Source organism: Actinokineospora auranticolor (assembly GCF_041897805.1).
Lineage (GTDB): Bacteria > Actinomycetota > Actinomycetes > Mycobacteriales > Pseudonocardiaceae > Actinokineospora > Actinokineospora auranticolor.
The window spans coordinates 3,865,763-3,879,190 of record NZ_CP154825.1; the positions used below are offsets into that span (position 1 = coordinate 3,865,763).

Consider the following 13,428-nt stretch of genomic DNA (forward strand, 5'->3'; position numbering starts at 1 on the left):
CATGGGTTGTCCGGTAGGAAAAAGTCACCTCGAGAGTAAGGAAGTCAGTCGCATGAGCGTTTCCTCGCGCGTCTCCGACGCCGTCGACCGGGCCACCGACGAGGTGGTCCGGCTGTCCCGTGCCATCCACGCCGAGCCGGAAACCGCCTACCAGGAACACCGCGCGGCGGCCAGGGTCAGCGGACTCCTGGCCGCGCAGGGGTTCGTGGTCGAGTCCGGGGTCGGTGGTCTGGACACCGCCTTCACCGCGCGCTTCGGCGACGGCCCGCTCACCGTCGGTCTCTGCGCGGAGTACGACGCGCTGCCCGGGATCGGCCACGCCTGCGGGCACAACATCATCGCCGCCGCGTCGGTCGGCGCCGCGCTGGCGCTGCGCGAGGTCGCCGCGGCACTCGGGATCACCGTGCTGGTCATCGGGACCCCGGCGGAGGAACAGGGCGGCGGCAAGATCCAACTGCTGCGGGCGGGCGTGTTCGACGAGGTGTCGATGGCCATGCTCGTGCACCCGGCCCCGGACGACGTCAGCGCGCCGCGCCCGCTCGCCCTGCTGGACCTCGCGGTCCGGTTCACCGGGCGGGAGTCGCACTCCGCGCTGGCCCCGCACCTCGGGATCAACGCGGCGGACGCGCTCACCGTCGCCGAGGTGGCGATCGGCCTGGGCAGGCAGCACTTCGAGCCGGGCCAGCTCGCGCACGGCATCGTCACCAACGGGGGCACGGTGCCCAACGTCGTCCCGGCCGACACCGGCGCGCAGTACAACCTCCGGGCGCCGGACATGGAGTCGCTCGGCAGGCTCAGGGACCGGGTGCTGGCCTGTTTCGAGGGCGCCGCGGTGGCCACCGGCACCACCCACGAGGTCGTCGCGGAGCCCGCCTACGCGGAGTTGGCGCACGACCCGTTCCTGGTTTCGGCTTACCGCGCGGTGGCCGCGGACCTGGGCAGGCACCTGGCCCCGGTGGAGGTGGAGCGCACCATGCCGACCGGGAGCACGGACATGGGCAACGTGAGCCGCGTGGTCCCGAGCCTGCACCCCAGCATCGCCATCGACGCGGGTGGGGCGGTCAACCACCAGCCCGAGTTCGCCGCGGCCTGCGTGGGCCCGTCGGCCGACCGCGCGGTGGTGCACGGTGCCCTGGCGCTGGCCAGGACCGCGGTGGCCGCGGCGACCGACGACGAGACCCGGCAGCGGTTGATCGATCACGGCAGCTCCAGGGTGACCGGACCGTCCACTGTGGAGATCTGAACGGCGAGCGGCCCCTCGCCGGGACCCGACCCGGCGGGGGAGTGCCGCACCGGCAACGCGTCCAGCGTCGGCCACCGGTCGGTCAGGTGGTCGTGCGCGGACGCGGCACCCAGGAGCAGACCGGTGATCGCGGTGGGGCACACCCGGTGCCCGGCCGCCGCCAGGTCGGCGGGCACCCGCGCGGCCCTCGCCTCGGCGTTGCCGTAGCGCAGGAAGAACGGCAGCACGCCGCTCTCCCAGGACAGCGCGAAGGCGGCCTCGGCCCAGGGCACGACCTGGCCGTCGGCGCGAACCGACTCCCCGGCGTAGAGGTCGGGGTCCGCGCCGGTCAGCGACCGCACCCCGGCGGCGACCGCCTCGATGTCCTCGACCAGCACGGCCCAGTTCAGCAATGCGGGCCCCTGCGCGGTGCGCTCCAGGAAGAGCTTGCCGAAGTCCTTGTCCGCCAACGCCTTCTCGTCGTGGACCACCAGCACCTCCAGGTACTGCACCTCGGGGGTGTCGAAGGGCACCACCCAGCTCGCGGTCCCGTCGGGGTTGGGGCTGCCGTCGGTGAGGCCGAACCCGTAGCGGTCCCACAGCAGCTCGCGCACCGGTTCGACGGTGCGGGCGCCGAGGAGCACGTGGTCGATCCGCGGTTTCACGCGCCCACCGCCTCGGTGGGGCACAGCGAGTACGGCAACGCGTCCCAGTCGTCGTCGAGCAGCCCGGCGGCGAGACCGCTCGCCGTGGCCCGCGCCGAGAGCAGGCCGTGCCCGGCGTGCCCGGCCGCGACGTAGACCCGCTCGCGTCCCGGTACCCGCCCCACCACCGGTTTGCCGCTCGCGCTGACCGGGCGCAGCCCGGCCCGCAGCTCCACCGGTCGTGCCCGACCGAGGTCGGGCATCGCCGCGGTGGCGAACATGAGCAACCGGGCGATGCCCTCGGCGGTGACCCGCTCGTCGTAGCCGACGTTCTCCTCCGTGGCACCGACGATGACCCGACCGTCGACGCCGGGGGCGAGGTAGAACGCCGACGACAGGATGTGGGACGGTTCGGCGTCGGCGTCGAGCACGACCATCTGCCCGCGCTGCGGCCCGATCCCGGTTCCCTCGGCCAGTCCGGCGACGCTGGACCACGCGCCCGCGGCCACCACCACCCGCTCGGCGCGGACGACCCCGGTCCTGGTGTGCGCCAACGCCTCCCCGGGCCGCTCGTCGATGTAGCGCACGAGGCTGTCCTGCGCCCAGCGCACGCCCTCGGCGAGGCAGCGGCGCCGCACCGCGAGCAGGTAGCGGCGGCCGTCGACCATCAGCCCCCGCTCGTCCATGAGGTACCGGCGCCCGGCGGGCAGCGTCAGGCCGGTCTCCGCGACGTCCGCGGCGGACAGCCACCGCCCGAGGTCGGGATCGGCGAGCCGGTCGCCGAACTGCTCGACGTGCTCCGCGCGCAGGGCCCGCAGGATCGGCCGGGTCACGCTGAACGCGCCGTACTCCGGCTCCAGCCGCAGCACGTCCGCGTCGAGCCGGGTCTTCGCCGCGGTCAGCCACGCGTGGAAGTCCGGGTCGGACAGGTAGCGCAGGGACGGCACCGCGACCCCCGCGGCCTGGTTGGTGGCGTGCCCCGGCTGCTCCCCGGCGTCGAGCACGACGACCGAGGCACCGCGCGCGGCCAGTTCCTCGGCCACGCACGCGCCGACGATCCCCCCGCCGACGACGGCGAAGTCAGTCCTCGGTGATTCGGCCATGCCCCTGCTCCTCCATTGTCCGCGCGCGGTTGAGCACCAGCGCCTTCGTGGTGACGACACTGTCGGTGTAGACGGTCTCCTGTGGACCGGTGAAACCGGTGAGGTGCCGCAGTAGGTGGATCGGCTTGCCCGCGAGGGTGAGCGCGCTCCAGCGCCCGTCCGCCTTCGCCAGGCAGCGCAGCCGAACCGTGCCGTCGGCGTGGTAGCGCGAGAGCCCCTCCACGCACCACACGAGGTCCACGGCGTCGTCGGGTCGTTCGGTGTCCGCGCCGCGCGCCGAGAGCGTCAGGACCGGGTCCGGTACCTCCCGACCGGCGTCGTGGTCCCACTGCACGGGGCCGACCCAGGTCGGCGCCGTGAGCACGCCCGCGTCGACGAGGGTGGTGCCCTCGGCGACGACCGTGAGCGGGGGCAGCACCCGGCGCCCGGCCAGCCGCGCGGCGTTGTGCTTGCCCCGCGTCGAGGTCAGGGAGAACACCAGGCCCGCGACGAGCACGACGGCGACCGACGGCCACAGCACCAGCGGCCGGTCCCGCAGCCGGTCGAGCGACCCGACGCGGTCGATCCGGTCGATCCGGTCCGGCAGGTCCGCGAGCCCGGCGAGGGGCAGCCGTGCCGTGTCGCCCCCGGTGGCGGTGCCGAGCAGGACCGGCCCGCCCGCGGTCTCCACCCGGGCGAGCAGGCGGGTGCCCGACCGGCGCGGGGTCCCGTCCGGGCCGTGGTCGCGCACGAGGTCGGCGATGACGCTCTGCAGCCGCGCCCCGGTGGCTTCCGCGTGCGCGCCGACCCCGCGCAGCAGCCCGACGGTCGCTTCGACGGCCTCGCGCCGCCCCGGCGGGTCGGTCAGCCGCCGCGAGCCGATCACCGTGCCGTCCACGACGGTCAACCCGATCGACTCGGCCGACACCGCGACGCGCGGCAGGCGCGGGGCGGGGGTCAGCAGCCCGGAGACGTTGGTGCGCACCAGGTCCACCCCCGAGATGTCCTCTTTGGACGTGCGAGGCACCGGAAGGTCCAGTGTGGACTCAGCCACGGGCCACCTCCCGCAGCGCCACCGTGCCCGACGGCAACCGGACGCCCGCGTTGGCGAAGGTCACCGGGACCGGGAACTGGCCGAGCTTGCCGCAGCCGCCGGTGACCCTGCCGTACTCCCCGCTCTCGTGGGTGTGCGGCTGGAGTCCGCGCAGCGCGCGCGAGGCGTCACCGAGCACTTCGAACGGGCCGCACCTGCGCGCCGTCCCGTTCCGCAGGTGCGCCACCGCGAAGGACACCCGGAAGGCGAACTCCCCGGTGGCGATGTTCATCATGAGCAGCTTGAGCCCGTGCGCGGCGATCCAGTCGCCGTCCGGCGCGGTGAGGTCCGCGCCGGGGTCGACCCTGGCGTGCGTGTGGGTCATCCGCGGAATCGCCACCGCGCGGTAGCTCTGCCGCCGCGCGTGCCCGGACGGGCGCAGGTCCAGCCGCGCCGCGAGCGCCCGGTCGGTCATCGGTTCGCCGACGCGCCCCGCGTCGATGAGCCGGACCTCGCGGCACGGGGTGCCCTCGTCGTCGACCTCGCTGCGGTAGCCCGCCGCGGCGGTGGTCGCGCCGTCGGCGACGGTGAGCCACCACGGCGCGACGACGCGACCGGCCGGGCCGCCGAGGTGGCTGGTGCCCGACGCGACCACGTCCGCCTCCATCGGGTGGCCGACGACCTCGTGGAAGAACGAGCCCGCCAGCCCCGGCGGCAGCACCAGGTCCGCGCCCGCGGGCAGTTCCCCCGCCCGCGGCAGGGCCAGCCGCGACCGGACCTGGTCGGCGAGCGGGTCGACGTCCGCGGTCACGCGCAGGGTGACCGCGGCGTGGCTGGTGCCGTCGGACTCGTACACCCGGACCTCGGTGGAGGCGATCCGGCGCTCGGCGCGGCCCGGGTCGTCGGGGTCGCCCGCGACCACGTGCTGGTGGCGGACACCGACGGTGATCTCCGCGCCGGTCCGCCGCGCGGCCTCGGCGAGGTCGGCGGCCTCCTCAGCGCCGACCTCGCGCAGCGGACGGTCGTACACCTCGGCGAAACCCGGTGCCGGGGCGTCGTCGACGCGGTGTTCGGTGACCCCGTCCCGCTCGGTCTCCACGCACGCCCCCCTGGTGCGGACGGCGTCGGTGTCGACCTCCTCGTCGGGGCGCCAGCGGTGGCGGACCCAGAGCGTGTGCTCGGCGAACGCCCGGCTCACGGCGTACCCCCCGACTCGGTCCCGATCACCTGGACGCGGAGTTCGCTGGTGTACCGGTGCCCCTGCTCGTCGCGCAGCCAGAGGTGGTCCGGACCGGGGGCCATGGGCTCCACGGTGAGCGTGTCCGCGCCCCTGGCGACGTGGCCCACCAGGTCGGCGGCCAGCGGCGAGGCCAGGTCGAGCAGGTAGGGCTTGCGCTCGTGCGCGCCGCGGCAGAAGACGAACCGGCACCCGAGTTCCCTGGCGACCCGGCGCAGGTGCAGGAACCGCACGTGGGGTTCCGGCGCGGTGAACCCCCGGGTCGGCACCCGGCGGCGGGCCCGCTGGAGCACCACGTCGCCGACGACCACCTCGGCGTCGGTGGCGAACGCCGGGTGCAGCACCTGGGGGTGCGCGAGCGCGGCCATGGGCGGGTACTTGACGAAATCGCTCAACGAGACGTACGCCCGGACCCCGGCGCCGTCGGGGGTGCTCAGCCGCACGCCGTCCTCGGCGACCGACACCCGCAGGTCCCACGGGCGCATCGGGCCGCCGTCCGGCAGGTCGGCCCAGGTCAGCGGGCGCATGGCCACTTCGGGTCCGGGGAAGCGGTAGTAGCCCTTGTTGCGCCTGCCGAAGTCGAGGCCGACCACCGCGCCGCGCTGCTCGGCGACCCACGCCGCCGCGTCGGCCCCGAAGGCGGTCCGGTCCGGGTGCATGGTGGCGAGCCAGCTGTCGACGAGCAGGTGGTGGTGGACCCGGGACAGCACGAGACCCGCGGTGTCGAACCCGTCGACCGACGCCGCGGCGGGGCACAGGTCGACCACGGCGTAGCGGTCGCCCGGCGCGCGGGCCGCCCCGGCGACCATGTCGTCCACTTCGGACGGGAGGTGCACCGGGGCGTGGCCCGCCTGCTGGGTGCTGGTCGCGTCGGCGAGCGCCGCGGCGGCGCGGGCGGCGTAGTCGAGCAGGTTCGACTCGCCGTCGGGGTGGTCGCGGCGGACCGCGGCGACGGCCGAGCGCTGGGTCGCGGCGCCGTGCCCGACGCACGCCTCCAACGCGGTGTGCAGCCGCTTCTCCCACCCGGCGACGAGGTCGGCGTCGACGGTGAGCGCGAACGGGGAGGAGCACTCCTCGAAGAACACGGCCCGGTCGGCGTAGGCCGCGCCCGCGCCCCGGCGGGCGGGTTTGCCGGTCAGCTCGGTGAACCGCTGCTCGGCGGTCGCCACGAGGGTGATCCGCCCCGCCAGGTCGGCCTCGGCGAGGTCGGTGAGCACCTGCTCGAAGCCCGCCACCCGCTCGACCCAGCTGTCGCGGGCCGCCGACGCGGGCAGCGCGGCGAGTTGGTCGAGCATCGTCGTCAGCGGCGCGTCGTCGTACTCCGCGGGCCCGAACGCCACGCACACCCGCTGCTCGGCGACGAGGACCGCGAGTCCCTTTGCCACCTCGGCGGCGCGCAGCCCCGCAGCGGCGCGGATCGCGCGGAAGGTGGCACCGCCCGGCGGGACGACCGCGAGCAGCTCACTGTGCTCGCCCGGTCGCCCGGTCGGGTGGAACCGGAGGTCGGGCAGGATCTTCGGGTCGCGGGCGATCGCGGTGGCGATGGCCTTGGCCGCCCAGTGCGCGCAGAACACCCGTCGGGTGCGGGGCCGGTCGACCACCAGGTCCCGGCGCTCGCCCACGCTGCCGTACGCCATCGGCCCGAAGAAGCTGACCGTCTCGTTCTTGGCGCACAACCGCTGCACGTAGGTGTACATCTGCCTGCGCACCCGACGCCACTTCGAGGTCAGCGGGCCGTCGTGGGCGCGCAGCGGGCACAGCATGTTGTGGTAGGCGTCCGGGTTCGACAGCAGGACCGCCTCGCCGACCTCCGGCCGGTCCAGCACCCGGCCGAGCCCGCGCCCGGCCTCGGCGTCCGCGTCGGCGTAGCGCTCGGCGAACCGGGCGAACGCCTCGGCCCAGGCCCGGACCGCCGGGGTCGCGGGCAGCTGCTCCGCCTTGCCCCGGTGCACCGCGGCCGAGCCGCGCTGCGCCTCGGACAGCCGCTGCTCGTGGTCGACGACCTCGTCGGCGAGGCGGATCAGGTCCTCGTCCGCGCCGAGGTCCACCAGCCAGTCGAAGGGGAACCCGGCGTGCCGCAGGACGAACTCACGACCGAGGCGCCACTGGCGCGGGCTCCCGTCCGGGGGCCGGGCCGCGTCGGGGGTGGGCGATGGGGCCCTGGTCGGGCCGGGTCGGGTCATGACTCACCTCGCGGTGCCGCGGGCAGCGGTGTGCCCGGTGACGGGCGGGCGGGGGTCAGCACCCCGGCCCGCTCGAGCTGATCGGTCAAGGTGGTCCGCCGCGCCTCGGGCAGCGGGTCCAGCGCCCCGCGCTCCCCCTCGGCGAGCCTGCGGACCAGCGGTGCGAGCCTCGGGTGCAGCCCGAACGCGCGCCCGGTCCGCAGGTTGACCAGGGTCGAGTCGACGACGACGGCGGCGGGCTCCCACGGGGGCCGGGTCCCGGCCCGCAGGCAGCAGGCGCCGAACCGGCCCGGGTAGAGCGGCACGCGCGCACCGAACCGCTCGACGAGCGCGGCGAGGTCGATGCCGTCGCCCGCGGGCCCGCCGACCACGTGGGTCCACCGCGGTAGGTCGTGCGCGGGGGAGCGGTCGATCTCCACGGGGTGGCCGAGCCGGTGCGACGGGGCCCCGGCGGGCAGCCGGAACGGGCCGATCCCGGCGAGCCTGCCCTCGTCGGCGAGCCGCGCCGCGGTGGCGGTGACCTCGTCGACGCCGATCCCGGGGACACCGACGAGCAGTTCGACCGCGGGCGCGGGGAACGGTGCCGCCGCGGCGGTGCCGTCGGCGCCGACGAGGAGGTCACCGTCGCAGCGGGTCGCCGCGACGGTGAGCCCGACGCAGTCCGACCACGCCGCCCCGGGCACCGCCCCGAGATCCGCCGGGGTGAGCCAGCCCGCCCAGCGGTCCCCGGGGACGACCTCGTCGGCGTGCCGCGCCCAGCGCACCGGTTCCGGCGACCAGGCCGCGCCCAGCCGCCACCGGGGGGACCAGTCCGCGAACCGGACCCCGGCGAGCGCGGCCACCCGCCCGAGGGCGGCGCGGTGCGCGCGGGCGAACCGACCGCACAGCACCACGTTCGACGCGCCGACCACGGCGACGACCGCCACCGCGGCGGGCAACTGCTGGTCGGTCTCGACCACGAGGTGGACCGGGCCGTCGAGCCCGGCGGCCACCGCGGTCTCCTGGTCGAACAGCCGGGTGCGCGCCGCGGCGGCGACGACGTGGGCGCTGGACTCGGTGCTGCCCTCGACCAGTTCCACGTCGTCGCCCGCGAGGCGCAGGGCGGGGTCGGTGCGGGAGACCACCCGCAGCACCAGACCGAGCGCGCGCAACGTGGCCTCGTCGGGACGACCCGCGCGGTCGAGCACGGCGGCCGCGGCGCGGACGAACACCGCGTCCGCTTCCGGCACCCGCCGGGCGAGCGCGTCCAGCGCCTCGGGGGCGAGCACCCGGCGCAGGAACAGCTCGTTGAGGTCGACGAGGCGGTCGTCGTCGGCGACGACCGGGGTGATCGTCGGATCGATCAGCGGGGGGACGACGACCAGCCTCATCCGGCCACCTCCGCGCGGGGCCGCCCCGACCTGAGGTAGACGCACCGGAACTCGGACGGGAACCGCAGGTCCCCGTCGCGCAGCCAGGCGTCCTCCGGCGCGGGCAGCACCTCGGAGAAGACGAGCTCCGCCGCCGTTGCGGCCAGTCGTTCGAGCCCCTTGAGCAGGTCGGGACTGGCCAGGTCGACGTAGACCGGCTTGCGCTCGTTCGGCGACTTGGCGAAGACCCGGCCGGGGAACCCGTGTTCCGCGGCGAGGAAGCGCATGTCCCGCAACCGGTCCAGCTCGCCTGCTTGGCCGAGCACGGCCAGGACGGCCTCGCTGGCCACGGTCCACCGCCGCCGGGAGAGCACCACGTTGCCCCAGGTGATCCGGGGCAGGTGCGGCGCGTCGGGCAGGCGCGGCCTGCGGATGCGGGGGAGGGCGAGCGCGGTGTGCACGCCGCTGTCGAGTTCCCCGTTGTGCAGCGCCAATTCCCGGCCGGGCAGCTCCGGCGAGCGCAGCACCGCCCGCTCGCCGTCGCTGTGCACCACGAGTTGGTCCAAGCCGATCGCGGTGCGCCCCGCACTCGCCCCGCCGCCGAGTTCGAGCACGATCCCGGGGAACTCCAGCGGCGGCAGACCGGTGGTGCGCCGGGAGACCACGTTGAGCACCGTCCGCCCGTCGAGGGTCTCGACGATGGCCTTGTCCCGCTCGCGCAGGACCCGGTCCCGGTCGGGGTGGAACTGCAACGCCCACGGGGTGAGCAGCGCGGCGTCGTGGATGTCGCCGAGCACGACCGGGGTCACCCCCGGCCGGTAGTCGGCCGGGTCCGGGGTGGCCACGAGCACGTCGATCGAGCACAGCACCGGCTCGGTGCCCCGGGTGGGCGGCACCAGGCCCGCGAGGTCGAGCACCGGCGCGTCGGGGTCGATGTCGACGGCCTCGGCCAACCAGGTGCCGGGCACGATGTCGAGGTCCGCCCCCGACCGCAGCACCGAGGTCAACGGGAAGCGGCCGGGGCCGAGTCGCCGGGCGAGTGCCCGGTTGGTCAGCCGGGTGGTCAGCTCCGCCTCGTGGGCGAGCAGGTCGAGCACCGGGGCGACGGCGGTGGTGAGGTCGGCGGCCAGCTCGCCCCGCAGGCTCATCTCGACGGTGCCGACCGCGGCCTCGTGCACGATGACGCGGTCGTTGTAGAACCGGCTCGTCGACGCCGGGCCCGCCGTCGGCGGGACGACCGCCTGGATCTCGTCCTGGATGCCGCGCTTGCGGTCGGGGTCGGCGTCGGGGTAGTCGGCGAGCAGCGCGAGGACCCGGTCCACCAGGTCCAGCACCGGTCCGTCCACCCGCGACCGGAGCCAGCGCAGCGGGTCGACCTCGGTGGCGGGCGCGGCGAGGTCGTGCGTCAGCCTGCCCGCGGCGACCGCGGCCCGGAACTCGGCGACCACCCGGTCGAGGTCGAGCCCCAACCGCCGCGCCAGTTCGGCCACGGTGGCCTCCCCGTCGACCGCGTCGATCAGCGCCGAGCGCGGGTCGCTGACCCGGACCGGGCGCAGCGCGGTCTTGCGGCGCGGCACCAGCCCGCCGACGCGCTCGTCGTCGGCGAGGACTGCGGCCGCGATCGCGTCGTGCACCCTGGCCGCGACGTGGGCCTGCCGGGCCGGGATGGCCCGGTGCCCCGACCAGGTCCACGTGGACGGACCGGGGACCTCCGGGGACACCGTGGCGTAGTTGATGGGACCGAAGAAGCTCATCGTCTCGCTCTTCGTCGCCAGCCGTTGCGCGTAGGAGGCGATTTGCCTGCGCAGCCGAGAGCCCTTCGCGCCCCGGCCGAGGTCGCGGTACACCGACGGCGACGAGCACACCACCGCGTCCCCGAACCTGGGGTCGAGCCGGATCCGGTCGATCTCGGCGTCGACCCGGTCCCGGTCGGCCTGGTTCGCGAGTTCCGCGCGTTCGGTCAGCGCCGCGAGATGCTCGGTCAGCCGGTTCCACTCCTGCCGCCACGCCTCGTCGATCGCCTCGGACGGCGGCAGGGGGCGCAGGTTGCGCACCTTGCTCTTGAGCCCCCTCGACAGGTTTCCGACCGGGCGCAGGGTCGCGCCGTGGGCGTGGGCCGACCGCGTGACCTCCAGGATCTCCCCGAGCACCTCGGCGCACGCGTGGTGCGCGAGCCCTTCGACGAGCTGCCAGGGGAATCCCGCGCTGCGCAGGACCAGCACCGGGAGCAGGCGCCACGGCACCTCGGCCACCGACTTCGGACCGCCGGGGGTCCATGCCTGTTCGGTCATCGTGTCCTTCTCATCGCGAGCCGGAACTCCGAGGTGGTCGGCTCGCCGTCGCGGCGCAGCCACAGGCGGTCCGGGGCCGGGCGCATCTCCGCGACCGACACCGTCCCCGCCGTCGACGCCGCCACCAGCGCGACCACGGCGTCCACCGCCAGCGGGTTGTCCAGGTCGACCCCGACCGGCTTCGGTTCGTCGGCGACGTGCACGAAGCAGAACCGGGGCACGCCATGGCGGACCCGCAGCCGCTGCACCGCCCGGACCGTGGCGTCGGTGTCCCGGACCCGGTCCATGGCCAGGTCGGCCCGGTCGAACCACCACCTGGCCCGCTGCACCAGCACGTCGCCCACCACGATCCGGGGGGCGAGGTCGCCGAAGCGCACCATCGGCAGCGACGGCGCGGGGGCGGCGAACGCCCGCAGGTGCACGTGGTCGTCCTCGCCCGCGTAGAGCACCAGGTCCCCGGTGCCCGCGCGCAGGCGCACCCGGTCGCCGTCGGCGACCACCTCCACCTCGGTCAGCGCGACGGCGCGGTCCCGCTGGTCGGTGGCGTGCGCGGTGATCTCCACGAACCGGCCGGGGAACCAGTCGGCCACCAGCCCCTTGTGCCGCCTGCGCCGGATGACGGTGGCCAGCCGGTCGGCCCCGCCCCACGGCCGCAGGTCGTCGGTGAACCCGGCCAGCAGCGTCTGCTGGTCGGGGTGGAAGAGCCCCTGGGAGCCCCAGGCGTACACGTACGGGTGCAGCTCGCCGAGCACGAGGGTGTCGACGCCGTCCGGCCCCCGTTCGAGCATGAGGTCCGGGCTGGCGAACGCGGGGGCCGCCCCGGGCGGTCCGCCGAGCGCGGCCAGCGCGGCGGGGTCGAGCACCGCCTCGTCCCCGTCGAGCGCGGCGCGGACCAGGTCGGTGTAGCGGGCCGCGAGTTCCCTGGCCGGTTCGGTGAGTGCCGCTGGCTCGCCGTGGGCGACGGCCTCGCCGACCCTGGCGATCAACTCGTCGTAGGGCATGCGGTCGACCCCGGCCGCGCGCAGGACACCGAGGCAGAACCCGTTGGCGGCGTCCCGGTTGCGCGTGCCGAAGGCCGTGGCCAGGTCGAGCACCGGGGCCAGCCCCCGCTGCCAGTGGTCGGCGACGTCGCCGCCGACCAGCACCGGCGACTGGTCCCCGGCGGCGTCGAGGGACACCACGGTGCGGTCCGCGTACATGCGCCCGCCCGCGCGCCGCGCGTCGACCTCGGTGATCTCGGTGAACCGCTGTTCCACCGCGTCGAGCGCCTTGGCCCGCTGGCGGTGGTCGGTGGCGGCGGCGAAGTCGTCGGCCAGGTCCCGCAACTCCCCGAGCACCCGGGGCCACCGGGTGTCGGGCAGCCACCGGGTGGCCCAGTCGACGAGCCAGTCCAACGGGGCCGGGGTGGTCGACGGCGGCTCCGGCCACAGCCGCACCGCGCCCACCTGGCGCAGCCGCCGCAGCGCCCCGACCACCTCCGGCACCGGCCGGTCGAGGAGGCTGGCGAGGTCGAGGACCCGGCGTTCGCCGTCGATGGCCGCGACGAGGTCGCCCTGCCACCCGGGCAGGCGCACGGCCCGGCCGTCCGGCAACCGGATCGACCCGGCCGCGCGCCCGCAGGCGGGGATCCAGCCCACCGGCAGCCGGTCGACCACCGACGGGTCGGCGCCGATGGCGGCGGCCAACTCGCACACCGCCCAGAAAGCGACCGTCGCCGACAGCGCGACCACACCGGACCCGGTCGCCGGTCCCAGCTCGATGCCCGACGCGGCCGGGTCGACCCGGCCGTGCACGAGCGGCCCGAAGAAGCTGGTGGTCTCGTTCTTCGCGCCCAACCGCTGCGCGTAGAGGTAGACCCGCCGGTAGAACGCCCGGTCCTTGGCCCGGTCACCCGGGGCGCCCGAGGTCGCGGCGAACCGGAGCACCTCGTCGTGGAACGACGGGGAGAGCTGGAGCACCGCGTCCAGCACCCGGTCGTCGGCGAGCACCGCGCGCACCCTGGCCGACCGCCCGTGCCGCTCGGCCGCGAGCACCTCGCCCAGCCGCTCCTCGGCGGCGAGGCGGTCGGCCAGGGTCCGGCGGTAGCGGGCGATCGGCTCGGCCAGCTCGGCGACGGTGAGCCCGCCGAGGTCGGCGCCCCGGCCCGCTTTCGCCCGGAGCTTGGACAACGCGCGGAGCTGGTCGCGGTCCCTGGTGCGCCCGACCAGCTCCGCGGTGCCTGCCAGCAGGTCCGCGCGCGCCCGGTCCGCCGCCAGCAGCGGCTCCCGGTAGCGGGACAACGCCTCCGCCGTCGCCGGGTCGGCGAGCGCGGCGACCATCGACACCCCGAAACCCGCGCGGCGCAACAGGACTCCGGGGTAGAGCAGCCAGCCTGGGTGGTCGCTCAT

The 13,428-nt window shown here is 75.7% G+C and carries 9 protein-coding genes; 1 reads left to right on the plus strand and 8 read right to left on the minus strand.

Annotated features, from left to right (window positions below):
• Positions 1 to 52: 52 nt before the first annotated feature.
• Positions 53 to 1,243, plus strand: coding sequence for an amidohydrolase (locus V5P93_RS17225; RefSeq protein WP_104479856.1), 1,191 nt, complete (start codon positions 53 to 55; stop codon positions 1,241 to 1,243).
• Here the strand turns inward: V5P93_RS17225 and V5P93_RS17230 are convergent.
• From V5P93_RS17230 to V5P93_RS17265, 8 genes are read right to left on the minus strand one after another with little or no spacing between them, the layout of a single operon-like run.
• Positions 1,198 to 1,887: a VOC family protein gene (locus tag V5P93_RS17230; protein WP_104480000.1), complete on the minus strand. Its 690-nt coding sequence runs from the start codon at positions 1,885 to 1,887 to the stop codon at positions 1,198 to 1,200. The two genes, V5P93_RS17225 and V5P93_RS17230, sit on opposite strands and share 46 nt — an antisense overlap.
• Positions 1,884 to 2,969, minus strand: coding sequence for an FAD-binding oxidoreductase (locus V5P93_RS17235; RefSeq protein WP_104479857.1), 1,086 nt, complete (start codon positions 2,967 to 2,969; stop codon positions 1,884 to 1,886). Before V5P93_RS17235 ends, V5P93_RS17230 begins: the two co-directional genes overlap by 4 nt.
• Positions 2,947 to 4,002 carry a hypothetical protein gene (locus tag V5P93_RS17240; RefSeq protein WP_146108067.1) on the minus strand — a complete coding sequence of 352 codons (1,056 nt, stop codon included), beginning with the start codon at positions 4,000 to 4,002 and terminating at the stop codon, positions 2,947 to 2,949. The genes V5P93_RS17235 and V5P93_RS17240 overlap by 23 nt, the downstream gene beginning before the upstream one ends.
• Positions 3,995 to 5,179: a metallopeptidase TldD-related protein gene (locus tag V5P93_RS17245; protein ID WP_104479859.1), complete on the minus strand. Its 1,185-nt coding sequence runs from the start codon at positions 5,177 to 5,179 to the stop codon at positions 3,995 to 3,997. Before V5P93_RS17245 ends, V5P93_RS17240 begins: the two co-directional genes overlap by 8 nt.
• Positions 5,176 to 7,401, minus strand: coding sequence for a lantibiotic dehydratase (locus V5P93_RS17250; protein ID WP_281261664.1), 2,226 nt, complete (start codon positions 7,399 to 7,401; stop codon positions 5,176 to 5,178). The genes V5P93_RS17245 and V5P93_RS17250 overlap by 4 nt, the downstream gene beginning before the upstream one ends.
• Complete coding sequence (locus tag V5P93_RS17255) at positions 7,398 to 8,771, minus strand: hypothetical protein (protein WP_104479860.1); 1,374 nt, start codon at positions 8,769 to 8,771, stop codon at positions 7,398 to 7,400. Before V5P93_RS17255 ends, V5P93_RS17250 begins: the two co-directional genes overlap by 4 nt.
• Entirely contained in the window at positions 8,768 to 11,041 is a 2,274-nt protein-coding gene (locus tag V5P93_RS17260; RefSeq protein WP_104479861.1) for a lantibiotic dehydratase, read from the minus strand. The genes V5P93_RS17255 and V5P93_RS17260 overlap by 4 nt, the downstream gene beginning before the upstream one ends.
• Entirely contained in the window at positions 11,038 to 13,428 is a 2,391-nt protein-coding gene (locus V5P93_RS17265) for a lantibiotic dehydratase (RefSeq protein WP_104479862.1), read from the minus strand. Before V5P93_RS17265 ends, V5P93_RS17260 begins: the two co-directional genes overlap by 4 nt.